This window comes from Pseudomonas sp. Irchel 3E20, from assembly GCF_900187645.1.
In the GTDB taxonomy this organism is placed as follows: Bacteria; Pseudomonadota; Gammaproteobacteria; order Pseudomonadales; family Pseudomonadaceae; genus Aquipseudomonas.
In genome coordinates this window covers 139479-164350 of sequence record NZ_FYEE01000012.1, presented here as the reverse complement: position 1 = coordinate 164350, position 24872 = coordinate 139479, and the positions used below count along the sequence as shown (strand labels likewise).

The 24872-nt window shown below is 59.5% G+C and carries 31 protein-coding genes; 2 read left to right on the top strand and 29 right to left on the bottom strand.

The window, feature by feature from the left end:
- Positions 1–3084: host specificity protein J (locus CKW13_RS20425; RefSeq protein ID WP_095110573.1), on the bottom strand; the 3084-nt coding region annotated here is incomplete at its 3' end.
- A gap of 153 nt (positions 3085–3237) precedes the next feature.
- Here CKW13_RS20425 and CKW13_RS20420 point away from each other — a divergent pair.
- Positions 3238–3882 carry a hypothetical protein gene (locus tag CKW13_RS20420; RefSeq protein WP_095110572.1) on the top strand — a complete coding sequence of 215 codons (645 nt, stop codon included), beginning with the start codon at positions 3238–3240 and terminating at the stop codon, positions 3880–3882.
- 111 nt (positions 3883–3993) lie between these two features.
- Here CKW13_RS20420 and CKW13_RS20415 read toward each other — a convergent pair whose 3' ends face one another.
- From CKW13_RS20415 to CKW13_RS20405, 4 genes are all read right to left on the bottom strand, one after another.
- Complete coding sequence (locus tag CKW13_RS20415; RefSeq protein WP_095110571.1) at positions 3994–4623, bottom strand: tail assembly protein; 630 nt, start codon at positions 4621–4623, stop codon at positions 3994–3996.
- Positions 4624–4670: 47 nt separating this feature from the next.
- Positions 4671–5051 carry a hypothetical protein gene (locus CKW13_RS20410; protein ID WP_218192066.1) on the bottom strand — a complete coding sequence of 127 codons (381 nt, stop codon included), beginning with the start codon at positions 5049–5051 and terminating at the stop codon, positions 4671–4673.
- A complete protein-coding gene (locus CKW13_RS24280) occupies positions 5048–5380 on the bottom strand; it encodes a hypothetical protein (RefSeq protein ID WP_141234001.1) in 333 nt (110 codons plus the stop codon). The genes CKW13_RS20410 and CKW13_RS24280 overlap by 4 nt, the downstream gene beginning before the upstream one ends.
- Before the next feature lie 94 nt (positions 5381–5474).
- Positions 5475–5720, bottom strand: coding sequence for a hypothetical protein (locus CKW13_RS20405; protein WP_176465146.1), 246 nt, complete (start codon positions 5718–5720; stop codon positions 5475–5477).
- 152 nt (positions 5721–5872) lie between these two features.
- Between CKW13_RS20405 and CKW13_RS20400 the strand changes: the two genes are divergently transcribed.
- Positions 5873–6472 carry a hypothetical protein gene (locus CKW13_RS20400; RefSeq protein WP_095110570.1) on the top strand — a complete coding sequence of 200 codons (600 nt, stop codon included), beginning with the start codon at positions 5873–5875 and terminating at the stop codon, positions 6470–6472.
- On the opposite strand, the gene CKW13_RS20395 is transcribed toward CKW13_RS20400, so the two are convergent.
- The 24 genes from CKW13_RS20395 to CKW13_RS20280 all read right to left on the bottom strand — a co-directional run bounded on the left by CKW13_RS20395 (position 6448) and on the right by CKW13_RS20280 (position 24721).
- Positions 6448–7221 (bottom strand): C40 family peptidase, encoded by a 774-nt coding sequence (locus CKW13_RS20395; RefSeq protein WP_095110569.1) that lies wholly within the window; start codon positions 7219–7221, stop codon positions 6448–6450. The two genes, CKW13_RS20400 and CKW13_RS20395, sit on opposite strands and share 25 nt — an antisense overlap.
- A gap of 763 nt (positions 7222–7984) precedes the next feature.
- The gene (locus tag CKW13_RS20390; protein ID WP_095110568.1) at positions 7985–8737 is read right to left on the bottom strand and encodes a phage minor tail protein L; all 753 of its coding nucleotides are present in this window, start codon (positions 8735–8737) and stop codon (positions 7985–7987) included.
- A gap of 13 nt (positions 8738–8750) precedes the next feature.
- Complete coding sequence (locus tag CKW13_RS20385) at positions 8751–9089, bottom strand: phage tail protein (protein ID WP_095110567.1); 339 nt, start codon at positions 9087–9089, stop codon at positions 8751–8753.
- 3 nt (positions 9090–9092) lie between these two features.
- A complete protein-coding gene (locus CKW13_RS20380) occupies positions 9093–12128 on the bottom strand; it encodes a phage tail tape measure protein (RefSeq protein ID WP_095110566.1) in 3036 nt (1011 codons plus the stop codon).
- 27 nt (positions 12129–12155) lie between these two features.
- Positions 12156–12458: a DUF1799 domain-containing protein gene (locus CKW13_RS20375; protein ID WP_095110565.1), complete on the bottom strand. Its 303-nt coding sequence runs from the start codon at positions 12456–12458 to the stop codon at positions 12156–12158.
- 17 nt (positions 12459–12475) lie between these two features.
- Positions 12476–12856, bottom strand: coding sequence for a phage tail assembly chaperone (locus tag CKW13_RS20370; protein WP_042572017.1), 381 nt, complete (start codon positions 12854–12856; stop codon positions 12476–12478).
- A gap of 3 nt (positions 12857–12859) precedes the next feature.
- On the bottom strand, positions 12860–13516 hold the full coding sequence (locus CKW13_RS20365; RefSeq protein ID WP_095110564.1) for a phage tail protein: 657 nt from the start codon (positions 13514–13516) through the stop codon (positions 12860–12862).
- Between the two features lie 73 nt (positions 13517–13589).
- The gene (locus CKW13_RS20360; RefSeq protein WP_095110563.1) at positions 13590–14006 is read right to left on the bottom strand and encodes a phage tail terminator-like protein; all 417 of its coding nucleotides are present in this window, start codon (positions 14004–14006) and stop codon (positions 13590–13592) included.
- Positions 14006–14200, bottom strand: a complete 195-nt coding sequence (locus CKW13_RS20355) for a hypothetical protein (protein ID WP_095110562.1) — start codon at positions 14198–14200, stop codon at positions 14006–14008. The genes CKW13_RS20360 and CKW13_RS20355 overlap by 1 nt, the downstream gene beginning before the upstream one ends.
- Positions 14197–14853 carry a hypothetical protein gene (locus CKW13_RS20350; protein ID WP_095110561.1) on the bottom strand — a complete coding sequence of 219 codons (657 nt, stop codon included), beginning with the start codon at positions 14851–14853 and terminating at the stop codon, positions 14197–14199. Before CKW13_RS20350 ends, CKW13_RS20355 begins: the two co-directional genes overlap by 4 nt.
- Positions 14850–15221: a hypothetical protein gene (locus tag CKW13_RS20345; protein WP_095110560.1), complete on the bottom strand. Its 372-nt coding sequence runs from the start codon at positions 15219–15221 to the stop codon at positions 14850–14852. The genes CKW13_RS20350 and CKW13_RS20345 overlap by 4 nt, the downstream gene beginning before the upstream one ends.
- Positions 15222–15238: 17 nt before the next feature.
- Positions 15239–15742, bottom strand: coding sequence for a DnaT-like ssDNA-binding protein (locus tag CKW13_RS20340; protein ID WP_095110559.1), 504 nt, complete (start codon positions 15740–15742; stop codon positions 15239–15241).
- 58 nt (positions 15743–15800) lie between these two features.
- A complete protein-coding gene (locus tag CKW13_RS20335; RefSeq protein ID WP_095110558.1) occupies positions 15801–16376 on the bottom strand; it encodes a hypothetical protein in 576 nt (191 codons plus the stop codon).
- 49 nt (positions 16377–16425) lie between these two features.
- Positions 16426–17394: a major capsid protein gene (locus CKW13_RS20330; protein WP_095110557.1), complete on the bottom strand. Its 969-nt coding sequence runs from the start codon at positions 17392–17394 to the stop codon at positions 16426–16428.
- An 11-nt stretch (positions 17395–17405) separates the two neighbouring features.
- Entirely contained in the window at positions 17406–18116 is a 711-nt protein-coding gene (locus tag CKW13_RS20325) for a hypothetical protein (RefSeq protein ID WP_095110581.1), read from the bottom strand.
- An 87-nt stretch (positions 18117–18203) separates the two neighbouring features.
- The gene (locus CKW13_RS20320; RefSeq protein WP_095110556.1) at positions 18204–18635 is read right to left on the bottom strand and encodes a hypothetical protein; all 432 of its coding nucleotides are present in this window, start codon (positions 18633–18635) and stop codon (positions 18204–18206) included.
- 13 nt (positions 18636–18648) lie between these two features.
- Positions 18649–19737, bottom strand: a complete 1089-nt coding sequence (locus tag CKW13_RS20315) for a minor capsid protein (protein ID WP_095110555.1) — start codon at positions 19735–19737, stop codon at positions 18649–18651.
- Entirely contained in the window at positions 19712–21172 is a 1461-nt protein-coding gene (locus CKW13_RS20310) for a DUF4055 domain-containing protein (RefSeq protein WP_095110554.1), read from the bottom strand. The genes CKW13_RS20315 and CKW13_RS20310 overlap by 26 nt, the downstream gene beginning before the upstream one ends.
- Positions 21172–22659, bottom strand: coding sequence for a terminase (locus CKW13_RS20305; protein WP_095110553.1), 1488 nt, complete (start codon positions 22657–22659; stop codon positions 21172–21174). The genes CKW13_RS20310 and CKW13_RS20305 overlap by 1 nt, the downstream gene beginning before the upstream one ends.
- Positions 22660–22661: 2 nt before the next feature.
- Positions 22662–23270 (bottom strand): hypothetical protein, encoded by a 609-nt coding sequence (locus tag CKW13_RS20300; protein WP_095110552.1) that lies wholly within the window; start codon positions 23268–23270, stop codon positions 22662–22664.
- A 13-nt stretch (positions 23271–23283) separates the two neighbouring features.
- Positions 23284–23589: a hypothetical protein gene (locus tag CKW13_RS20295; RefSeq protein WP_095110551.1), complete on the bottom strand. Its 306-nt coding sequence runs from the start codon at positions 23587–23589 to the stop codon at positions 23284–23286.
- Positions 23586–23777: a hypothetical protein gene (locus CKW13_RS20290; RefSeq protein ID WP_095110550.1), complete on the bottom strand. Its 192-nt coding sequence runs from the start codon at positions 23775–23777 to the stop codon at positions 23586–23588. The genes CKW13_RS20295 and CKW13_RS20290 overlap by 4 nt, the downstream gene beginning before the upstream one ends.
- Positions 23778–23826: 49 nt before the next feature.
- Positions 23827–24159, bottom strand: a complete 333-nt coding sequence (locus CKW13_RS20285) for a phage holin, lambda family (protein ID WP_095110549.1) — start codon at positions 24157–24159, stop codon at positions 23827–23829.
- Positions 24160–24523: 364 nt separating this feature from the next.
- Positions 24524–24721 (bottom strand): hypothetical protein, encoded by a 198-nt coding sequence (locus CKW13_RS20280; RefSeq protein WP_095110548.1) that lies wholly within the window; start codon positions 24719–24721, stop codon positions 24524–24526.
- Positions 24722–24872: the final 151 nt, after the last annotated feature.

Genomic DNA, 24872 nt, shown 5'->3' with positions numbered 1-24872 from the left:
CTTGTTGTCGCCCACTTCGGCCGAGAGCTGGACAAGGCTTTGCGACATCGCCAGCTCATTGGTGGCCACCACCTTCTCCAGCGTGGTCAGGTTCGCCGCGTTGTCGCCTACCTTGGCGTCCAGCGTGATGGTGCGCTGGGCGAGCGCTTCATTTTCAGATGCCCGGGCCAGCTCTTCCCTGGCAATTGCCGCCGCGCTTTCCCAGCCATTGAGCGCGTCATCCATTGCCGCGTCGCCATCATTTCTATCCCGCCACGAAGCCCTTAGAGCATTGAACGATGACGATTGCGCCGTGACCTTGCCATCGACCGTGGCGATGTCCGTGGTGTTCGTGGCCACTTGCTGGGCCAAGCCGTTGGCGGATTCGACCGACTGCCCCACGTCCAGCCAGTACGTGGCGTTCGGTGGTGGCTTGTTGATCGGAACCGGCCCCTTGGCCTGGTACAGCAACTGGCCCTGGCGCACGATGGCGTTCTTCACGTAGGTCTTGGTTGGGTCGTAGCTCTCGTCCAGCGCATCGATCTGGGTTTGCAGCCCGGGGATTTTCTCGATCTCGCCGATCAAGTGCTCGCCCAGCTCCGCTTCGGTGATCTTGCCCGCCAGCAGGTCCAGAATCGGCCCCGCCTCAGAACTCGCCTGCCCCATCACCCCGGCCCCAGTCGGGTAGAACGGCCCGATGTTGCCGGTGCGATCCACCAACCGCGCCCAGAAGAAGAACTGCGCGCCCGCCTGCAAGCTCTGCATCGAGTGCTCGCTTTGTGGGTAGGACAGGTCGGCCAGCTTGGTTGCCGCCGAAAGGCTTGGCGTTGGCCCGTACCAGATCTCCGTGCGTTGGGTGTCCTCGGCACCCGCAGGGAAGCCCCACTTTTGGCCGATGCCGAACAGGAGGCTGGTGGTGGTCAAGTAGGACACCGCCGGCGGCAGGCCCACCTTGCCGTTGAGCTGGGTCAGCAGCGAATCCTTCCAGACTGACGAAATCTCGAAAGCGCTGACGGCGCGCGCCCGGGCCAGATAAGCCCCCGCGTAGATGCCGACCACGTCCACGCCCAAGGCGCCGGTACGGGGCAGTTTGACCCAGTTGCCATTGTCCTTACGCCATTCCACGTCATAGCCCACGGCACCCGCCACCGAAGGCCAGGCAATGGTCATGGTGGTCACGGCCAAACCCTGATCCACGGCAGAGTTCGACGTTAGCGTTACGCTGGCCGGGGCCGGGACAACGCTGATGGGAATCACGCTGATCGGGCGTTCTTCAAGCCGCGCGCCGGTGTCAATGTGAGCGAACTTGCTCGGGTCGTACTGAATCGCCGTGATTTCAAACACACCTGGATCGGGCCGCGAAACACTGGTGACCCGGTAAAGTGGAATGGCCAGGTCTGGAGCATCCAGCGCCCAAACAAGCTGCGGCTCTGGCGCCATGGAGTAAGCGGTCGTCACGGTCACAGCGCGGCCGCTGACCAGTTGCACGGTGCGGCCCTCGCACTTGCCATTAGGCAGGTTGAGAATCAGGCGATCACCGGCCTTGGCCTGTGTGTCACGGTCCAGGGTAATAACCCGCCCCGCTACCGCTGAAATGCGCCCGCCCACCGCCCGGCCCGCCAGCAACTCATCCGCCACCGGGATCACGTAGCCAGGCAGCGGGATGCGCCCGTCCAGGCCGACCTTGAAGGAAATGGCCCGATCTTTGGAGTTCGTCAGCAGCGCCCACTTGCCGCGGCGCTGGGCTTCAGACTCGCGGGTACAACCAATTGCACTCAGCTCCAGTGGGTTGTCGCCATAGCGCCGCTGTAGCTTCGGGTCGGTCACGGACGTGACGTCGGTATCGTAGTTGTTACCCGGGTTGTCGTAGCTGATGAGGGCGCGGCTGTAGCGTGTGCGCTCGGAGGCGCTGTTGTAGCTGAACTTGCCATCGATGACGTTGGCCCGGGTGTAGGCAAAGTCGAAGTCCGTCGCCCGCGGCATATCGGCCAGTGTAAACACCTGGCCCTGGGCCCAATAGGTCATGCCCCGGTAAATCGACGAGATGTCGCGCAGCAGCGACCAGGCATCAGCCTTGCCCTGGAGGTTCAAGTTGCAGATGAATCGCGGCTCCATGCCGCCCTTGCCGTCCGGGACCATCTGGTCGCAATACTGGGAAATCCGGTACAGCTCCCATTTATCGACTTGCCAGGGCTTGATCCGGCGGCCAAGGCCAAAGCGGTCGTTGACCGTGATGCCGTAGGTGACCCAAGCCGGATTGTCCGTCCAGGCCTGCTTAAAAGTCCCGTCCCAAATCCCGCTGTAGGTCCTGCTCTCTGGATCGTAGTTGCTGGGAACCTGCCACTTACGCCCGCGGCAGTCGACGGTGACCGCCGGGATGTTGCGGAACTGCTCCGCCGAGAATTCGATGTAGAGCAATGCGGTGTTCGGGTAGCGCAGCTTGGCGTCAATCACCTCGGTGAAGCCGGCAACCTGCATGGTGTCGGCGATTTTGTTGTTGTTCTGGTTTGGCGTGATGCGGGTGACGCGGATCAGCCAGCCACTGGACGCGGCCGGCAGATCAATGCGGCGGGTGCGCTCGTAGGTGCTGGTGGTCTTGCCGTCTACCGCATCGCTCAGCACCTGCTGATAGGCGCCACCATCGGTTGCCAGCTCAACCTTGTACTCAATCCGGTAACCCTTGATGTTGCCCTTGCTGTCTACGGACTGAAGCGCGGGCCAGGCGAAGCGCAGGCGCACCGCCGACAGGTCGGTGTTGCTGATCGCCCGAACCCACGGCGTGCCACTGCGCAGCTCAGTGCTGATGGTGGTTTCATTCTCGACTGAAGGAATGCCCTGGATATAGCGCTGATCCACAGAGCCGGTGCGCCACTCGAACTTGACGTTCGGGAAGTTCATGTTGCCCTGAGGGTCTTGCAAGGGCGTGTTGTCGAGGTAGATATCCCGCGCCGTCGGAATTCGCTCATCAAACTCCCCTTCGCCCACCGCGATCAGCATCTTGGCGACAGCGATGGAGCGCAGGCTGTCAGGGGCCTCGGTTGGCGTCTTGGGCTTCTCCGATCCGCCTTTCTCGCCGTGGATGTCGATCTTGCGTGCTGCGCCCATGCTTTCCTCCAGGCAATAAAAAACCGCCTCTCGGGCGGTGTGGGTATCTGTACAGCGTGGATGAAACCCCAGTGGCACCAACTGATACTGAAGTAGTAGCGTTCCGTTTTTTAGGATGCTCAGTTACATGGGCGCAATGACTTGGAGCGTCGCATGAAGTACCAAATTGGGCCGCAGCCGGAACTACTTAGAGAAATAGGCCAGGTCATGGTCAACTACTCAGAATGCGAGCGCTCCATTCACGATATTTTTCGTGCAGTCATGTCGCTCGACCAAGACCAGATGTATTTGCTTGTATCAAAGGCCAATCTGAATGCAGAAAAAATGATTACCGTAATCAAATCTGAAATTCACCGAATCCGTCCGGCCACCTTGCACCACTCTCTCCTGCAGGGACTCACTGACTTTACCAAATCAATTCCGAAGAGAAACGCTGTCGCCCACTGGCAGTGGGCAGTTACCAAGGGTGAGGACGGGCTAGCTACAAACTCGCTGAAAGCTAAACCAGGACAACCTCCTGAAAGCCGCAATTACACACAGAAGGACCTTGAGCTGATCGCCTGGGAGATCGCTAGGGCTGGCATATTGCTTGCCAACGCTGCAATCTGTATGCGCCCTATCAATCGTCGCTCATTGGGCGGCACTGACTGGGGTGTGGGTCGGTATGAATTTGATAGCGGTTATCTAGACCAAGCGGCTCAGGACGCCCTTGAAAGAAATCAAAGCTTTATCGCTAATTTTGAGGCTGAGCACTTCGCACCCGAACAGCCTCCATCATCCGGTACAGATCAGCGATAACTCTCTCATCGATGTAATAATTCAAATTGATCCGACATGAAGCCCGCAGGTAATCCAGGTGCTCCAGCGCAGCTTGGACCATTGGCTCATTAGGCTCGTTGACCAACATGCTCACATCTGATCCTCCGCATAAATCCCAGCACTGATAATCGCGCCACCCCAGCGCCGCCGGCCAATGCACAACGGGACAGGGTTGCCGGATGCGGTGGTGTTCTTGGCGCTGCCAAAGGCGTAGCCGGGGGTGTTCTCAGGGGCTGCGCTGGTCTTGAGGCCTTTGGCCTGAGGGCTGAGCATTTGGATAACGCCGCCGATAGCCATGGACGCACCAACTGCGGCAGTGATGCCCCACCCGCCAGACCCAGCCGCGAAAGCGGCCCCCACTCCTCCGCTTGCTATAGAGGCTGCGACGATGAGCGCCACCCCCAAAACAGTCTGCAATATCCCGCCGCGCTTGCTGCCGCAGATTACCGGGATTAGCCTAATTTCTCGGCTCCCTGCCAAGTCAAGTTCATCCTCCCCAACATTCCTCCTGTTGCGGAAAACGGCAAACTCAAGCCCCTGCATCTTCGCGCTTGCCAGTTCATTGGCAAACCCTGGGTGGTTGACATCGATGGCCTTTACCATCTCTCGCACGCTCCCCGTGTCGAGCTGAAAGCTGTGCTCACGCCCAAACTTTCTGCCAAGCGATCCTCCCAAGAAGATTCTGGTCTTGGAGGTGTACTCAATTGCATGTGCAGACATAGCTTTCTCCGGGCATAAAAAAGCCGCCCTGCGAGGCGGCTATCGTGTCAAAGGCAGCCTTTCACTGCCTCAATTCTTCTGTTCTTTCGCCAATCCATCAGGCCTGACTGAAAGTAAATATCAACCTTTGTTCCGCCATTGGCGGGCTTGAAATCTGCAAATTCAACTTGTCCGGCACTGACTACCGTCTTCCCACCATCACGGAGCGGCTGGAGAGACGCATCAATATGAGAACCTGCCAACGATTGATCCTGCCAAGCGAAGAGCACACATTCAGATACCTGACTGACGCTCTTCTTGCTGGCAAAGCTACTAGATGGGCCATCTGCGCGCTTCTCGCTCATGGATGCGCACCCCGCCAGCATCGCCATTGATATGCAAATCATGGCGACCCGAGTCAATCTTCGCGAAAAATTCAATGCTTTCATTTGTCTTTCGCCTTCAGGCATATAGAAAACCATTTATTTTCAAATTCGCTTACCGCCCTTTTTTGGTTTTCCTCCGTGCGGAACGCCGAAGTGCTGTAGGCATCCTTGATGACTTCCGCTCCAAGCGCGTCGACGGAAGGGTCTCCAGCAGTGGCTTTCATCATTTTGGCCATTGAAACTTCATTTTGCCGATTTTTCATGATCGAGGCGGCCATTTCTGAAACGGAAGTGCAGTAACTTAGCGTTTCATCCGATGGTTTTGCAGCAAGCGCTATTCCTGAATACGCCGCAAACGCCAGTAGTGCCGTACCTACTACCAAAATTCGCATGTCGTTCCCTCTTTGGTTTGGCGGGACTGTAGCACTGAGGGAGGGATGCAAAAAGCCCAGCGCGGGGCCGGGCTTTATAAGTTTGCTTCCAACTTTACAGCGAGCGCAGCTCAGTGAATGCCCGAGCAATGCAGTACGGAATCACTGCGCAAGTCAAGCCCATTGCAGCTGCAGCGGCTTCTTGCGGCGCACTAGTTGCCGCGTACATTCCACCGAAGCCCACAATTGCACCAATCAATGACATAAAGATGGTGACGCCCCACATAAATTTAGCCAACTTGATTCCCTTCAGTGAGTGGTTTTCTCTTGCTCGCCCGCAGAGGGCGAGCTGCTCTTCCACAGAGGAATCTACAGTCGCGGTTGAGTGAGGTCAATTTGACATCACTTCCCGCTCAGTCCTGTCCAAGCATCCAGCGTGGATGGAATGTCAGTAACGGCTGTTCTGGAAGCGGTAGTAGCCTCCCCACTCTCGAAATCCGGCCAGGAGGGCATATGTCATCGCTGTTGTTCTACACGGACGAAAACGAAGCGATTGTGGCCACAGATACGCTTTTACATTATTCCGTCGACACGCCCCCAGGCTTCACCAGTAAGACCTTTGCCATCCCACACATGCGCATGATCATTGCAGCGACAGGCTCCGCCCTGCTTTTCAACCGCTGGATCGGCCTTGTGAATTATCAAGGTGCTTCCCTCAATGTAGATGCGGTCGATGCTCATGCGACCGAGGCCCTTCAATCCCTCTGGGGAGAACTGAATGCTCAGTTCCCCGCCCTCCATCAGCAGACGGCAACTGTCTATCACTTCGGGCTCTCCGACGATGCTGGAGTAATTCATGGATTTGCCTATCGATCAGAGTCGGATTTTAGATCCGAAAGGTTGAAATACGGTCTGGGGCACAAGCCGAAACTGGTTGACCGAACTGGCATAGACTGGAACGCTTTCCCGCACTCCGCCCCAGAAATAATGCGCGCCCAGGCAAGACAAGAGGACGAGAAGGTCAAAGACCGCGTTTACATAGGCGGATCGGTGCAAGTCACCCATCTAACCAAGAGCGGATTTTCTACCTATTCACTGGGCGAACTGGACTGAGCAGCTTTGTGCCTGAGAATCAGGCGTGTTCGGTCCATCCATGGCCCACCGAAGACGATGATCTCGCTCGGCCGGCCGTACATGTGGTGCAGCATGAAAGGCCCAGGGCCGAATGCACCTGACTCTTCGCCCGGTAACCCCGCACCTGTGCCGAGGTAGATCCCGGCGTGGTTCGGGTGAGCCGTCCGGCCAACAGCCATGACGATCATGTCGCCCCGCTGCGGCTGATCCACCCGCACGAACCCGGCAGCCTCATAAGCCTGCTCGTACAGGCTCGGGCCGTCTGCCCGCTCCCACCAGCCGTCTTCGCGCGTGAACGCCTCGAACTCAATCCCCCACTCGCGCTTGTACCAGTCAGCGCAAACCTGCCAGCAATCCCAAGCACCGTGGACGAATGGGCGATTGAGCAGCGGCGTGTCGCCGGCGGGCGTGATGGTCCGTAGATCGCCTTCGGGCCAACTCAGGATATGCCAGGGCAAGGCTGTGGCCTCGCACATGGCCAGGTCGCGCGGTGAAGGCCGGCTGGTGGCGTCTGGGTGTGAGTGGACAATGCCAATCACCTCGCCCAGGTCTTCCGCCGCGGCGTAGTCCTCCGGGTCGAGCCGGAACTCTTCGTTCGGCTCCGTGGCGATGTTCCGGCAGGGGAAATACTTCTGCTTGCGCCCAATGGAGAGGAGCAGACCGCACGACTCGGCGGGATAACACTCCTCTGCATGAATTTGAATGGCTTTTAACAAATGTTTGCGCATAAAAAAACCCACATTTCTGTGGGCTCCTTTTCATTCGGCGGTTCTGCTTCGCCTTGGCTCTGGCGGCGTATTTACCGCGGCAGTGTGAGTCCAACCCTTCCGGACCCTGGCTCGTATAGTTACTTTTTTGATCCCGGTAAGCTCTGCCCACTCCGATATGCACCGAGTTTCCCCGTTAGCTGTCAGCATGTGATTGCTGCTTTTATTTCTTTGCTGTTGCTTGTCCGTGGCCCATCGACAGTTGCCGGGCTCATAGTTTCCACCCGAATCTTTCCTGTCGAGAGTGGTGCCCTCTGGCCTTAGCCCCATGTCTTCGAAAAAATTGGCAAAGTCTCTCCACCGCTCATTAACCAAGATCCCAGAGCCGCCATAGTTGGCAAAGTTCGGTGCTTCGGGATTTGTACAGCGAGCGATCATGCTATTCCAAGAGCGATACGTTGGAGTGCCATACATACCGTGCTTTTTCTTTACTTCGGCATCGAGACATCCGCATGATTGTGTCACGCCTTTGCGGAGCGCCTGAGCCGCATATGCTTTCTCGTTGCCGCAATCGCACAGGCAATACCATCTTGCCGACGTACTCTTAAATTGAGATTTATCTGTAGATTTCGTGACCACGGTAAGCCGGCCAAACCGCTCGCCCGTCAAATCAATAAGCTTTGGCATTTCACACCCCTACAGTATGAAACCTAACATGAGGAGCGCAGCAGGCCAGTTAGGTATTGGCTTTTCGGGGGCGACCCTAGCTGCACACCGCATTGTATCAGCTCCTGCTGATCAAATTCACAGCCGGAAATCCACCGAAATTTAGCTCTTCATTTTCGCCAAATCTGAGCTTGCATGAGGACAGGCATCCCTTGCATTGGTCCTTGGCAGGGTCATCCGTGGGGCTGTCCTCGTCATCGAACATGGCCGCGCCGGTGTAGCCGCAGTCAGGCCCACGGTATCCATTGGTCATGGCCCAGTGGCACATGGTCGTCATCTGGCGACCGGGCAACCCGTGGTCGTCGATCTCGCCCGGGGATGACAGATCCCACTGCACCACCTCGCCGTCTTCGCCGGTCTTCTGGTCGATGTACCAGATGTCCAGCGCCTCCTGCGTAGGGTCTGCGGTGGGGTTGCCTTCGGGGAAGTTCGCGGCATCCAGGTACTGGGCCAGGGTTTCGCGAATTGTCAGCTTGAACTTCACCAAGTCCTCGAAGGCTAGGCAGAGCGCTGTAACGCGCCCGTTGACGTTGCCCGCGCTGAACACCGGCCGTGCGGCCGTACCGTCGCTGTCCGACCCGATGCCTTCGACCTGCACCGGCCAAGCCGCGTACTCGTTGCCCTGCCACCAGATCGGCTTGGCCGGCAGCTCATCGGGTGAGTTTGCGTAAAGCGCCAGCTCTGCCGGGGTGTGCGGGATCGCATGCCCGTGGAAGCGCAGAATGTCGGCGCCGTACTCGCTGCCATCAATTTCAAACAGCCGCACTTCCCCGCCGGGCTCCAGCTTCTGGATGTCCGCGATTAATGCCATCAGGATTGCCCTTTTAAGGGTGAAAGGTTTGCTCGAAGGTGGCGGTCAGGCTGTAAGCGGAGCCACCCCGGTGGATCGGCTTGAAGCCGTTGCACTTGTAAAGGCCAAGCTGGCCCAGGGGCGGCGTCCAGAGAAACGCCTTCGCGCCTTTATGCCGACGAAGGAAGTCGATGATCTCCTTGATCCTGGCAGCACTGCCCGTATGGCTGATCGGCCACGACTGCTGTTCGTTATTGATGCCATCCGACACCGACTGGCCGTAGCCATCGCCGAACTGCTGGGTACGGACGCGCTGGGTAACATCGCCCTCCGCGCCCTTCTCTATCTTCCATTTGAATGTTTCGAGTGCCATTGGTCATCCCTTCGCGCTTCGGTTACTGATACCGCCCTGGCGCCAGGACTTGACGATTTCTTCCTTCGCAACGCTGCGCATGCGCTCCTGCATGTTGCGTTGGAAGGCCTCGGTGTCGAGCTCCGCGCCCTCCGGCCGCCCTGATTCCTCATCGGTCATGAGCATGATCGGCATGCTGAGGCTGATCGATGTCCCGCCACCGCCACCCACAGCGACGACCCCAAGCTTGCCGCTGGACGTTCGAGCCAGAGGCATGATCGCCTCTTCCCCCGCCTCGCCCATGATCCCTCTCTTGCCGCCGGCCATGCCGAACGCCGTGGGCTTGCTGACGATGGAGTTGGTGAACGCCCCACCATCGGCAAACATCTGCACGCCTGAACTCCAGGCGCCGCCGTTGGCCTGAGTGGCGGCCCAGGTGTTGATGGTGTCGGGGCTATACCCTGCTGCGGTAGAACCCGCCGAGGTCGGCCCGCTACCGAAGTACGAGCCGACCGCAGATATCCCTACCCCCACAAGGGAGCTGAGCAGCCCCGACGCCGCCTGGCGCGTGGCGATCCTTGCCATATCCGCCAGAATCGACTTGGTGAAGTCCGCAAACGACAGCTTGCCTGTCATGGCGAAGTTGACGACCGCATCTTCCATAGAGCTGAACGCGTTGCCGAACAAGGCCTTGGTCTGGCCGGCCACGTTCTGCGCCGAATCCAGATAGTTGGCCCAGGCCGAGGTCGCGCCCTTGGTCCAATCGCCTTGGGCAGCCTCTACATCCGCGTAGTTCTGGCGGATCTGGTCGGTTGCCGCCGTGTTCGCATCGGCCAGGGCCTTGGATTTACGGCGGAACTCCTCATCCGACATATTGCGCGAAGGATCGGAGCGCTGGTTTTCCAGCTCCAGCGACTGCTGGGCAAAGCGGTCTTGCTGGCTGTTCAGCTCGCCGTTGAGCGCGTTCTGGCGATCGCCCTGGCCAACACCCAGAACTGCGCGCTGGCCGGCCAACTCCAAAGCTCGCTGCTGCTGACCCAGCGCCTGCACATAGGAGGTGATTGCCCGCTCCTGCTTGGCAAGACGCCCGGTTTCGTTGACGGCCAATACCTCAAGCTGGCTGTCCGCATCCTTCTGCGCCTTGACCATGCCCGTGCGGGCGTCTGCGATCTTTTGATCGATCTGGATACGCTGCGCAGCCGAAGTGCTGGACTTGGCCTTGACGGCCTCAAGCGCAGCAATCTCGGCCTCGTAGGCCGCCGTCACCTCATCGCGCTCGTTCCCGATCAAAGCTTCGCGCTTCAGGGCGTAGTCTTCCTGGGAGATCAGGCCGGCTTTCTGCGCAGCGTCCAGTTCCTTCTGGGCGTTTTTGTACTCTCCAAGGATTGCCGACAGGTTGTTCTTGGCATCATTAAAACCGGTCAGGTCGGTTTGATTGCTGGCCGCTTTCGAATCTTTGAACTTGGCATTGATGTTGGAGATATTTTTGTCGATCGCCGCCTGATTGAGCCGGGAGTCGTTCGGGTTCTCCTTGCGGATATCGTCGAGCTGTTTCTTGTACTCCTTCAGGGCATCCGTGCGCTTCTGCTCGTTGGTCCAGGAGGATTTGGTGAGAGCATCAACCTTTTCCATCGCTGTGATGGCGGCCTGCTGGGATTTTTTCCGCTCCCCCTCCCACTTGGCGATATCGGCTTCAGCGTCACGCTGATCCTCAAGCATACTGAGCTGATCGGTGTAGAGCTCAATCATCTCCTTCTGGTTTTGGAATGCGCCGATATCGCCTGACTGGGCGCCGGCCAAATTTCGCCGCGCCTGCTCAATGTCCGAGCTGATATCCGGCCTGCCGATGTTCTTGAGATTGTCGGCGGCGCGGGCTACTGCGTTGTAACCCCTCTCCCAGAAACTCAGATTTTCCAGAATCTTCGGCGTGCGCTCGTTTATCGCGTCGGCATAGGATTCGGTCGCAAGCTTCACGGCGCCCGCATGGTCGCCCTGCTCTTCCAACGCGGCGATCTGCGAGTAGACCGAGGCGGTCAGGTAGTGATACTGCGCATTCAGCGCAGCAGACGCCTTGACCGGGTCGTCTGCCAGCTTGGAAAACTCAGCAACCGTCTCGCCCACTGCCTTGCCAGTCGCCTCCTGCATCGACACGGCAGCCTGGGTGATGCCGGTAAAACTCTCGCCGGCGATCTTGCCGTTGCCAGCCAGCAGGGCCAGGACTTCGGCGGCCTGCCCAGTGGTGCCCACGGTAGCGCTCACCTGGCGAGCCATATCGCCAAGCTGCCCGGCACTGACGCCGGCGTAGTTGCCGGTGAGGATCAGTGATTCGTTGTACTTATCCTGTTCTTCACTGCCCTTGTAGTAGGCGACCCCGAGAGCGGCGACGGCGCCTGTCGCCAGGGCAATAGGCGCCAGCATGGCCAGAAGGCCGGCAGCCGATGCGCCAGCCCCCGCGCCTAGCTGGAGAACCGCACGAACGCCGCTCCCCCAGTCACCAGAGGACAGCGCGTTGCCCAGTTGCGTGACGTTTTCCTGCGCCTGGCGGGTGCCGAGGCGCAATTTGTCGAAACCAGTGGCGGTCTTTTCGAGCTTCGCGTAGTCCTTGTCGATCTTGCCCAGGGCCGAGTTGTACTGCTCCTGGCTAATGCGCCCAGCGTCGAGGTGCTTGCCCAACTGCTCAACCTGGGTGTCGAGCTTTGCCACGGCGGCGCGCGCCGGGTCGATGGCGCCCAGCAGGCTGTTCAAGGCCTTTTGTTCGTCCAGGGTCGATTTGGCCAGCGCTACCTGCTGCTTGTCGAGCTGGGCGGTGATCTTGGCAAACTCAGCCTCGCCATAAGCCCCGGTCTTCGTGAGTTTGGTCAGGGCCTCGCGCTGCTTTGTCAGCTCCTGAGTGGTGGTCGCACCTTTCGACAGCGACTTCTCCAGCGCCTGCATTTCGTTCATCAGCGAAACGGCGGACTGCTCGGCCCGGCCGCCGGCCTTCGCCATATCATCCAGGTTGGTTTTTGCCTGGATTGCATCGGCCGAGTCGATCTTGACGCCGAGTTCTGCAATGTTCATCGACTCACCTTGAATAAGTGCCCGTGGTTACGGGCTGTTTTCCCTTTCCTCCGCCATAACGCGCAGGGCTTCGCCTTCCAGCACCTGAACGTCCGGGAATATTTCAGCGAGTTTCTTTTTCTTGATGCCAAGGAAGCCGGCCACGTCGCGGATGCAGCTGTAGTCGAGACCGATCGCGCCGCCGGCGCCTGCTCGCCACTGGGTGGACATTCGGTTGAATAGGAGGAAGGCAGGCCAATTGCAGGGCCAGACCTCCACTTCTTCAACCAGATCGCCAGGGGCAAGGCCGAACATGCCGATAATCGTGTCGGGCACGCTCGGCGAGTACATAGCGCGGGCGGCGTCAGTTAGTTTCCCAGGCGGGCCTGGCTGTATGCGCCTTCGTAGGCCTTAACGACCGCCTCGGCGGCACCCTGGCAGGACTTCACGAATGCGACGATGTTGTCGTCGCTGTATTCGTCATCGAAGCCCCAGCCGACTACCAGGTCCTTGATCTGCTGGGTTTGCTGCTCGGTGTCCACGGCAACCACTTCCGACCAAGAAGGCTTGTCGCCCAGCGCGGCCCGCGCCTTGTTCCGCGCCTCGTTCCATTCATCGAACAGAGCGGCAAGCTCGGTGCGATCCCGGTACTTGAAAGTGAACTCGACCTTCTCGGGTTCGCTGCCGACGATCGGGATCAGCACGGGCGCATTGAACGTAGCCTTTTGCGCAATACGGATCTTAGCCATGGGTTACACCACCGCAGTCAGGTAGCGGGTCGGCTCAGCCTGCAACGCCAAGCTGACGGTACGGGTCAGCAGGTTGTTGCGGGACACCGCTGGCTGCTTGGAGAACGACGTGTAGGTGCCGTACAGCAGGGTGTCGTTACCGGGCAGGTTCAGGCGCGCCGCTTCGATCTGCTTGCCGGCGTCCGCCTTCAGTAGCACCCCGTTGAACGCCTGGGCCGGATCGTCGGCGATGGTGAGCACCATACTTGCTGCCGATTTGTCGGTGGGGATCTGCTTGCCCTGGTCATCCTCGAGGAACACCACATCCAGGTAGTTCTGTTCGCCACCGGAGAAGGCCACGTCGGAGATTTGCGGGATCTGCACCCAGGTCAGCACCTTGCGCATCGTGCCTGCGCCGCCAGCGACCGGATAGACCTGCGTGTCGGTAGTGTCGATGCCTTCTAGGGTAATCGCCGTGGCCGTGGCTGCCTTCACGCGCACCACCTTGCTATCCAGCTTGCTCCAGCCAGACGTCAACAGAACAATATCGCCGGCAGCGATGGTGCTGCCGACAACAGTGGCAACGGCCTCGGCGGCGTTGCTGATAGCAGTGAACGCCAGTGCGGTCGCGTAGGTTGCGGCGTGCTGGAAGGTGCCGCCATTCGGGAGTTTGTAGCCCATGGGGTATTTCCTCTTTGCAGATGTGAAAAAACCCGCTCAATGGCGGGTCTCTGGGTTTGCCCAATGGGCGGGATCAGTTGGTGTCGGCTCGGTACAAGAACGAGACAGGAACGGTATAAGTTGAATCGCCTGTGATGCCGGGCCCTGGGTCAACTGGCGACATGGTCGCCACGGTGACCGCGCCCTTCGTGTCCCTGGCATACAGCGGGAACAAACCGGTCAGGTCAGCGACAAGCGGGTTCGTCTTGGCCTTGCCGGTACCGGCCGGCGCGATGATGCTGACCTGGAACACCCCGGTGAACAGCCTGTGGTCGCCACTGAGCGTGTTGCTCGCGGTGTCGCCCGGGATGGTGAAGGCTCGCAGGTAGGTCTCGCCTTCAGCTGGCGCATAGGCCGTGTTCTCGAAAACGATCTTGAGCTTGTCCGACCTGGCAGCGTTCCAAGCGATGAGCTTGGCTTCGTAGATCGAGGCGATGATTGCGTGCGACATCAGGCCACCTCGTACACAAGCGCAGGCGATACGCCCCGCAAACTTTGCCGTCGAGCGCAAACTCCACACTGGTGCAGGTACTGCGCAGGAAACGACAGCAGCACAGGGGCGCTTTCGACTTGCACCAGCCTTCCGCCGCATTCACAAAGCGTGTAGCGCATCACCGGCCGAACCGGTACGTCTTCAAACTTCATACCTGGTTATTCCTTATGGCCTCCAGCACGATCTGCTGGAAGCGAGCCACGGTGACCCGAACCATGCCGCCGGGGGCCTGAGTGGAATGGCCGAACTCCAGCGGGATTGCGTAGGGCAAGTTGTTGACGATGAAAGCCGTTTGCCCGGCCTTGAACTCAATGGCACCCGCGACAAGCCTTGCGGTCGCCTCCGCCCCTGTTGGGTCCGGGTGAATGCGGAAGCTGTTGTCGACAGAGCCGATGGAGAAATTCCAGTTCGCCCGAAAGCGCCCGCCGACATAGTCCTGACCGGCGACCAGGCCATTCACGTTGAAATTCTGGTCGCGCTCGGTCTTCGTCAGAGGCTTGGCGTATTTCACGCCTCGCTTGAGATTGCCGGCCTTCGTGAAATTCGACTCGTTCAGGTTGATGAGCGTGTTGCGGACGGCGACTTTGAAGTCGTAGTCATCGGCAGCGCGGGAGTTGGCCTCTCGATGAGCAACGTTGGCAGCCCATATCTCAGGGTTGCCCACCGGTGACATGCGAATAATGCTGCTGCCGATCTCGATGATGATCTCGCGCAGGCTCGCGTCAATTGCTTCACTCGCCTGGGCGGCGAACTCGGCCAGGCTCAGTGCGAAACTGCCGGACTGCCCGGCACCCGCGCGGCTCACGACCGCACCTGCAGCTCATACAAGATGGGCGTGCCGGCCGGGTTGACCTCTTTCAGCGGCGGGACGATTGACCAGGTGCGGCCTTGGGCTACGACTTTGTCGAGCAGACCCGGTACCCAAGCCAATCCTTGCGCGGCGATCTTGAGCTTCTTGTCGCCCTGCCGGATGAGGCTGTTGTTTTGGAATTCAAGGCCGGTGAAGTCGAGCAGGATGCCTGGGGCGGTTTGCTCGACAGTAGCACCCGGTGCTTCGCCGCCCGTCTCAGGGTCGTACTCTCCGGGCTCCGTCTTACTGATGGTCACGGGCTGGCCGAACTCTGTGATCATCTCCAGAGCCATCACGGCCATTTCGTCGTAGAAGGTGGCCATGGTGGTCTCCGTTGTGTCTATGCGCGTACGGCGAACAGCCCGCGCTTTTGTAGGTAGTCGGCAAACTGGGTTGCGCTCGGGCGATCCGGAGCCGCCGGCAACAGTCGACCGCTGGTGTTGGAAATCGTGGCGTACTCGCGTGTTACCGCGCCTTCGACACGCTCCAGCGTTACAGCACCTTTGCGCTTGTCGATTGGGTCGATGTCGTCCTGATGGATCTCGGCGGCCAAGGCCATCTGGCCGTACTGGATCCGCGCCGGCAGGTAGTTGTCTGGCTTGATCTGGCAGTCCAGTTCAACACCCCGGCGCGGCCAGGACAGGGCTTGCTCGCTGCTCATCTTGCGGCCTTTCCAGGTTTTGCCATCCATCGCCAAGGCGGCCCGGCGAAGCAATGCTTCCTGCTCAGGAATACCCGCGGGAATGACCGTACCGAATTTAACGGCATACAGGGCCAAGTCCTCGGCACTCGCGTAGCTTTCGGCGTCAGGCTTGCCGGTGCCGTCCTCGATGATGAGTGTCATGCGTCAACTCGCTGGAATGGTTTGAGATCGGCCACCGGATCACCGGCAGCCAGCATTATCACGCCTTGGGCAGATCAGCGACGAGCTTTTCCAAGGATTCTTTCGAGGCGTTGGCCCGGTATGGCACCTTCGCTTCGTCGAGCTTAGCCTTCAGTTCGGCGATTTCCTTCCCGTCCGAGTCGTCCAGGCGAGCTTTGGCTGCCTGCTGGAGAAGGTCGTCCACCTGCAGTTGCAGAGCCCTGACTTTTTCAGCTTCACCGTCACGCTCGCGGATGAGGCTTTCCACACCGGCATTTACCGCTTCGAACACCTGAAACAGGCGATCAGCGATCGGGCCAAGATCGCCTTCGGGGCGCACCAGCGTCTGATCAGCGAATGACTCGACGATCAGGCCGACAGACTCAAGCTCGGCGCGGAAGGCGTCGATATCGACACTGGAATTACCGCCGCCGATCAGCAGCACGGTAGGCAGTTCCTTGATAGTCACGTCGGGCACTTCGTCGGCAGCATCTTCACGACTTTCGGTAGCGCTCGCGTCGATGATGCGCAAGCCATTCGCCTTGGCGAGCGCCTTCACATCCTCCTGGTACTGGTGGAAAGGGCCAGGCAGATACCAGATGTTCTTGTTGCTCATGATCGTTTCCTCGCCAAGCCGGGCACTGGGCCCGACTCAGCTGCTGGGGTTACTTGGAGGCATCGCCGATCAGAGCCACACCGGCGGTGTGCTTGATGCTGGCGGCGGTTTTGTCCCAGTTGGTACCGGTACCCAGCTCGGCGTCGGTTGGCGATGCCCCGCCGGCGGCGGTATCCCAGGTGTAACCCTTCAGGCCCAGGCCGAAGGTGTAATCCACCTGAATAGTGGTCTCGATGCGGGTCTTGCCGTTGTCGGTGGACACGTTCGAGATGATGTCGCGGTTGTCGTGGACCAGCGCCGAACCGGTGGACAGGCCGAGGATGATTTCCTTGTCCGGGGTGCCGGCCTGCAACAGTGCAGGAGCATCGGTTACCACGGACACTTTGCCCAGGATGTCTACGACGCGAACGTTGCCCGCGACGAACAGGTTGGTGGAGTTGGCGATGGCCTGGCCGATCAGCTTGTGCCAGGTGCTACCGCGCATCACTTGGGCTACCAGGTTCTGGCTCGCGTCACCGAACTTCGCGTGAGCGTTGTTCAGGCCAGCCTGGGTGATGCCAGCGGTTGCCGACACATCGTTCACAGCCGCCGCTTGAGCGGTGATCGCAGCTACCAGGGCTGCGATGGCGGTGTTCAGTTGATCCTTCAGCAGAATCTCGGCGAACGCACGGCTGGCAACCTCGATGCCTTGCGCGGTTGGGCGCTGCAACCAAGTCATCTGCGAAGGCTCGTAACGAACCGGGCCGAAGCCACCGGCTATCTTCACCGAGGTATTCTTCAGCTCGGTCAGGTCGGTTGCGCTGACTGCGGAGTTAGGCGCGTAACGATCAACACGGCGCTGGGCGGAAGCCAGGTTCTGGAAGAACGACTCCTGCAGGTAGTCACCGGTGAAGCCATTCGGCGACAGGACGATGGCGCCATTGCTGGCTTGGTTGAACGCATCGGTCATCTGATCGAGCGTTTCCAGGGTGGCAGGCATGACGAAGTCGTTGAAGACCTGCATTTGAGACAGAGACATGGGTTATTTCCTTACTTGAGAGGGAGATCCGGGAACCGGCTCGCGATCGCGGCCTGTCGTTCCTCTTTGGTGCCGCCGATTTTTCCTTTTGCGGCCCCGCCGCCACCTCCAGCACCAGCAGCCCCGCCGCCGGACGCCTTACTGCCCGCGATCAACGGCGCGAAGGCCGTGTCGTTTGCGAATTCTGCTTTCAGCTCATCCAGCGATGCCGCCGAGAGCTTGCCCTGCTGGTCGAGGACGACCACAACAGGCTTCCCGTCCCGCTGCTCGACGCTCAGACGGCGCTCGATGTGCGGCAACAGGGCTTTGGCGCTGCCTGGGATTGCCAGAGCGGACGCGATATCAGTAGCGGTACGGCCGACGGTCAGATCCCGGATCTGAGTACTCAGCGTTCCACGCTCCTGTTCCAGCATGCCGTTCAGCTCAGCTTCGCGGCGGTTGTACTTTTCAGACCAGGACTTTTCGAGCTCCTCGACGTTGCCGGACTTACGAGCGTTTTCTTCACGCTCCAGGCGGGCCTGGTCTTCGGCATCCTTACGCGCCTTATCGGCGGCCTTCTTCTCGTCCAGCAACTCTTGGACCTTGGATTTCAGGCCAGATACGTCTTCTGGTTGCGGCAGGCCTTCGATACCGAGGACAAACTTGCCTTCCTTCTCGGTGTAGAGCGATTTAACGGAGTCATCGAGACCGTCAAGAGTGTCCAGCTGATATTTCAAACCCATTTGCTTGTCTCCCAGAGACGATTTGCAGGCCCTGCCCGCAGACATGAAAAAGCCGGCTCATGGCCGGCATTTGGAATTGAGTTACGATCAGGCGAACTTAGAAGCTCGGGTGTTGATGATGCCGAGGTACAGCACCATTGCATCGGCCTGCATCTTGAGCAGTTGTTGCTCATCATCAGGCAGGCTGGCGCACAGATCGGTGTGCAGGAACGCTTCCAGCTTCTGGATGCGGTCGGCCAATTGCTCGCGCTCGGCAATCACGCGCTGTTGATGCGGAGGCAGATGCCCAACATCGCCAACCTCAACGTAGCCGGCGTCAAACTGAGCCTTGGGCGACCAACTGATGTACCCGGCGTGGTCTTGATGATTTGGAGCGCCACCGTCGGTGTACTCGACCAGGTAGCCGTCATCGGCGCCGTTCTCGTCGTCTGGTAGCTGCCATCCACGGTATTCGTTGTACGCGAGCCGGGTCATTGCCAGCGCCAAAACAATTTTGGTGCCGATGAAGTGCTTGGTCATGGGTGTCTCCAGGTTATTTGATGCCCGCCCTCTCGAACGCCAAAGGCTCAAGCGCCTTCATCTGCACAAGGGTCAGAGGTGAAAAGTTGCGATCAAGCTGCAGCTCGGAGAATCGCTCGATACTTAGGCCGCCTTCGCGGAAAAGTTTGGCGCGGACCGGGCCGATGGCCTTGTCTTGGAACGCTGCTGGCTGCTGCTTGAGCCAGTCGTAGTAGCTGAGGTCTGCCCTCACCTGCTTGGCACCACCGTCGCCGATGGATGCCCGCGTGGCGTCCTTGGCGAATAAGGCGCTGAAGCGCGTCACAGCCACCACCGTTGAGCGGCAGTTGATGTGGATCGGCGGCCTCGGCCCTTCAGTCAGCTTGAACCGGCGCTTATCGAGCGTCCGGCACTGGCTGGTGGTTTTCGAATCCAGGGTGCTGACCCACTCCACGGACTGCACGACGTCGGCGTTCTCCTTCAGCGTCTCCATGCGCGCCTGGGTGGCTACGTGCTGCACCGCCGTCCGCACGATGGCGCCGGCGTTGCGGTTGGTGGTGGCCAGGATGCCGTCGTTGTACTGGAGCGCCTTGGTACCGCGAATATTCTTGATGATCTGGAAGTTCGTCTGGCCTTCGAAGAAGCCCTGCCTGATCGCGCCTGTGAGGCGTTGCCGCTCAATTGTGGTGAAGCCATCAATGAACGACTTGAGCAGTTTTCCGCCGTCGGCACCGCGCACGCTGAGCGGATTGGTGAGGATTGCCGCCCTGATTGCCGCCGCACCTGGCACCGCCGCGTCGAAGGTGACGCCTACCGGTGCCGCCCGGGTCAAACTGGTCGCTTCAAACTCGGCCTCGTAGTTGGCGATATCCACCAGGTCGAGGTTCAGCTTCTCGCTGTACCGGTCGAAGATGCCCAGCAGCAGGCTATCAACCTCGCTCAGCAGCCGCTCCAGCCGCGCGACGGTGTAATCCGTCAGGTCTGCCCGGGTCAGTCGCTCACGAATCGAGCGGTCGATCTCCTTGAGAAACGGCGCGAACTTTGCCACCTCACCCGACTTCAGCTGCTCCAGGAAGACGGCGTGCCGGATAGTGGCGTCAAGGATTGCTTGGTTTGCCGCCATTCGGAATTACCTCGTCGTCATCCAGGTCAGGCCCAGTGCTTTGCGCCTCCAGTTCGCCCCGGATGTCGTCGTCCGTCTTCTCTGGGTTAATCACGCCGCGATCACGCAGGTACTGCCAGAAGTCGCCTTCAGGCAGCTTGCCGCCCTGCACCGCATTGAACAGCGCAGCAAGGATCGTTGCGTCCAGCGTAATCTGGCTGAAGTCTTGATTGAGCTTATAGACCACATCGCCGGGCGCGTTCACGAACTCAGCCATCCAAACCAGGCACTGGCTGTACGCTTCGCTGACGTTGCTCACCACCAGGGAAAGCACGCTGTGTTCGGCTGCACTGTCGTTGTCGGCCTGGGTTGCGGTCTTCACCGCGCTACCACGTTCGATCAGGCGGGCGCCGAGGGACACCATGTCCTGTTTCTTGGCGTCCATGGCCTCCTTCACAAGCGTGTTCGGCTCGGGCTGAGCAAACCCGCACGATCCATTGGCCGGGAGCGTCAGCGGCGCCCTGGAGCCGACATAAATGCCATTTGCCTCAAGGTGATCGCGCCAGGCTTCGTCCAGTCCGGAGATCCAGAACTGCGGCTGACCAGAGAACCAGACAGAGTCCTCATAGTCCGCACTGTTGCAGTAGTGACCGATGTTCAGCACCGCCATGTCATACAGCGGCGCGTCGTCGATGCTGGTGTCGTTGTTTTCGCTACCAAGGAAGTGGAACGGGATGATCCGCCAAGGCTGGCCCGCGCCATTCAGGGGGGTGAATGGCGGGATAATCATAGCCGTCTGGCTTGTTCCCTCTTCCCACACCTCCTGGGTGTACACGCCGGTCTCGTCCAGGCGTAGCACCCGGTACTGGGTAACCTTTTCGCTGCCGAAGCCGTCATCGGTGTCGACATCTACGGATTCTTGCAGCACAACCAGGCTCAGCAAGTGCTGACCGCCGACCTTACGGGTCTTCCAGTTCCTGATCGACTCGGCTGGGTAGCTCGCAACGCTTGCACGAGCGCGACCCGCCTGTTCGTCCGCCTTGCTCACGGTACCGGCCTGCACCGCGGCATAGTCAACCAGCAAACCGTGCCGACCAACCTCGAGCAGGTGCCCGATGACCGATTGCGACTGCTGATAAACGCTCACGCCCTGCCCGTCGATGTCCGTGGCGACGTAATCTAGTGCGCCGGGGACAGTCAGCGTTGGCCAGGTGCGGAACACGGCCCCCACCAGACTGTGCTTCGTGCGCCCGGTAGCGTTGTAGTACACGGCCCGCTGCTTGTACGACTTGTACCGTTCAAGGTTCTCAGGGCTGGTGTCGTGCTTGTTGGGCCTGGGCAAGTAAACATCGCCGCGCCCCTTGACCGTCTCGGAGCCCTTGCACACGTCGCGCACCAGCCGCCAACGGGACTGTGCCGCGTCGTACTCCGGGCGGGTGTATGTGACGTCTGCCATTAGCGTGCGAATCCCATTTTGATTGATTTGACCGGTTTCCTAGCGCTCTTGGCGACAGCGAAGTACCGGAATCCGTCGGAGCCGTGAGAGGTCCAGTCGTGCAGCGGCTTGTCTTTCCAGCAGCCGCGCTTGTCGTCCCACTCCTTGCGGTAGTTCTCAAGGCAGGAGACCCCCTGCTCGCACTTCGAGTCATCGAAAGCACACTTGGGCAGGATCTCCCGCACCTGCTCGATACCATCGTTGACGCCGAGCTTCGGCACGACCTGGAAAGTCATGCTGTATTTCTGGCCGTCGATGTCGTAGCCCTCGCGGGCCAGCTCCCGACGGGTTTTGGCGTCGCTGCCGAACTCCCTGTTATCGATGTCGTGCGGCCCCCAGTGTTCGGAGTAGGTGTAGCCCTTGTCCTTGAGCACCTTCATGTAGTGCCGCAGGCCTTCGCCGCTGTTCTCGTAGTAATCGATGACGTGAAACTCTTCGCCGACCTGGCGCACGAACCAAATGGCAGTTGAGTCGCCGACGCCGATGTCCCAGAAGGTCATTACCGGTAGGTGGCTGTTGTTCGGGATCACGCCGATGCGCTGCTGCGCGTAGAGCTTCGTCAACTGCTGGGCGTAGTAAGCTCCCTCGACCGACTGCTGGAAGGCTTCGACAGGGATGGACGGGTATTCCCGCTTCATGTCGTCGCCGAGCGTCTTCTCCTTCGCCGCGTACCAGGCGCGCTGGCCTGGGTTTGTGTCGATTCCGTGCTTGGCGAACAGGTCGTTGAAATAGTCGGTCAGGCGCTGCGGGATGACGACGTCAGTCGGGTCAAGCCAATAGGCCTTGTTCTTCCACCAAGAGAAGAAGAAAAACTTCCAGTCCAGCAAGCCCAGGGGCACGCCGGCCAGTTGTTGGCGCTCCGCGCTCTGCGAGTAATCGAAGAAGTAGCCCGCCCTGCCCTCCGCGGTCGACTCAATCGTGACGAAGCAATCGGTGGCGACAGCCTCGAAGGCGCCGGTGACGATCTCCCGCGCCTTGTGCGGAAACTTGGCGCAGATCTTTCCGAATTCGGATACGTGCAGGTAACGCAGCGTGCCGCCCCGAAACGAGGTGCTGACGTAGAGCGAACCACCCTTGCTGAAGACCAGCTCGCCGGCGGCGTCATTACTCGCAGGGTTGGCAGCGCGAATCTCAGCAGGCAGGTTGTCGTAGGCGTACTTCACCTTCTCCCGGAACAGGCGCTTGGCGTCGTTCAGGGTGTGAGCGATCAGCGCACACTTGGCCGACTCGAACAGCGCCGCGTCCAGTTGGATGATGCAGCATTCGGTGGTGAAGCCAAGTTGCCGGGCCTTCAGGATGATGTTCCGGGTGTGCATCCCCTCGAAGTATTCGATCTGCTCGTCCGTCATCCGGAAGCGGACCTTCTTGCCCTGCTTGTCCGTGATGAAGTAGAGGTTGTTCAGGCGCCAGAACTTATCCCGCAGCAGCTTCATGTGCTCGGGCTTCATGGTCAGGCGTCCTTCGATAGATCGTCCATCAGCTTGGATAGCTCGTCGGCGTCATTGCCGCCAGATTTGGTGTCGAGGTCGTAGGCCTGGCGTTCCAGCGAGATCAGGGTCTTCAGCGTCTCCGCCATTTCCTTCATCGTCTTGGATCGGCCTGGCAGATCAATGATCCGCTGGTACAGGTCGTTGCGCTTGTCCTGGCCGTTGTCGTCCTCCGAGCGCATCAGCTCGCCGAGCTCTTCAAATAACTGCCGGTTGTCAGTCAGCCCTTCCAGCTCATCCAGAAGCTTATTGGTCAGTCGCCGACCGCGTGAGATGTCGCCACGGTGGGCCATGCGGATATTCGCAATGACCTCCGCGTTGACCTCGATAATCTCTCTTTCGGTATCCGCCTGTTTGGTGGATACCAGAGTGGATACCGTGCGTTTGGATACCAGCGAATCAGCCTTCGCCTGTATCTTTGCCTTGAGGTTTCGCTCCCATCCATCCCGCTTGGCGCGCTTGTTTATAGCGCCGTGGGTTATGCCTTGAGTAGAGGCGATCTCTCGTATGGAAAGCAGACCGGCCCGGTAGGCGCGTTCGATTGCCTCCCAGTCGGGTTGCTTGGTTGTCATGGGGAATCCTTGATTATTGGAACCAGCCAGTGGCCTCTGTGCCGCAACCACGGCAGTACACCGCGCCATTGGCCTGCTTGCCCCGGCGCATGATGAAGAAGTCTTCGGAGCCGCAATTGCACTGGTAGCCCTCATCGCCTTCGGACGGACCATAGGGCCACTTGAATACGCCTCGGTGCGAACTACAGGCCGGGCACTCAAGATTCCGCTGGCCAGCAGGCGCTACAGCCACCCATTCATGCTTGCAGTGGGCGCAGATGGCTTCACCGGACGAGTGAGGATCGCCGGGGCGCTTGAACTCCAGAACCTTGACGGTCATTCGATCACCATCTGATGAGTCTGTGCGTGGGCATGGCCGTGGAGCAGTCCAACGATCAGGCCTTGAGGCAATCCGGCAGCCTTGGCGACGTCCACTGCATCGGCAATGGCCTTATCGAGAGCGCTTACCGCAGCGTTGATGTCCTTCCCCATGGGAAGCACATGCCGTAGGCGGGTGACGTTGCTCATCTGCAAAACCTCGCGCCACGATTTGGCGCATTCGAAAACGTGGCGCGGATTACTCGGCTTTGCGACTGGGCAGCTTGAAGTCCGTCACACGATCAGCAATAGAGCGGATCTTCTCCACGCCCAGAAAGCCAACCCAGCCACCTACGAAGGTGGCCATGCTCTGGGGCAAATGGAAAAACTCAAGCCCGCTGATGATCGTCAGGGCCAGACCGCCACAGATAGCACCCTCCACGATCATCTGGCGCCGTGTACCGCCGCCGTAGGTGATACGCAAGACAGCCATGGCGCAGGAAAGACCAGCCGCATAGAGGATTGGCGAATGCTGGCTCAACCATGCAAGCGCTATCGCCCAAGTGTCTGGTTTGTCTGGCATGTTTGGCATCTCGGTTCCTCCCCGTCAGGGAGTTAGGAATAAAAATGGCCTGCGTAGGCCTGGGCATTGCCCAAAACAGAAAGGCCCCTGCGAATGCAGAGGCCCTGAATAGGTGCGCTCGTCTTTCCGAGCTGTCTGCCAGAGACCTTCCCAGCGTCGACGCCCCAATGCATCGATCTCGCTGTTCCAGTCTCGCGCCACCCTGTAAGCATGGTGATGGGACAGGGTACGCGGGCTGCCGGTGTTTTCTTGAAGCGCTGTACTTTCCGGCTTATCAGCGTCCAGGCCTTCCCGAGGGCTGTCCTGGCTACAGGTGAAATTGAAGCAATAAAAAACCCGGCGCAGTGGCCGGGCTCATTTAAGCGAACTTGCATCAGTTGTCGGGGTGCTCACTTGCTACAGAATCAGCTGCATCGACATCCGACATCTCTTCTTCAAGAGGAGCTTCGTCATCCGGCGGCAGAGGGATTTCATCCTCATCACGCTTCGAATCGTGCCCTGTTTCATTATCTGTACCGCGGGTCACTTCCTGCTGAGAAATGTTGCCTGGGGCTCTCTTATCAATATCCATGCTGGCTCTCCGTTCAAACGCTCGGAATATCCGCGCTTAAACATGGGAGTCGGCAGGTCGCAGCGAGTGCCAAACACTGGACGAACGGCGCAAAGCAAAAAGCCCCGCACATTGGCGAGGCTTTCTAGTGTCAATCCCTAACGCGCAAGAT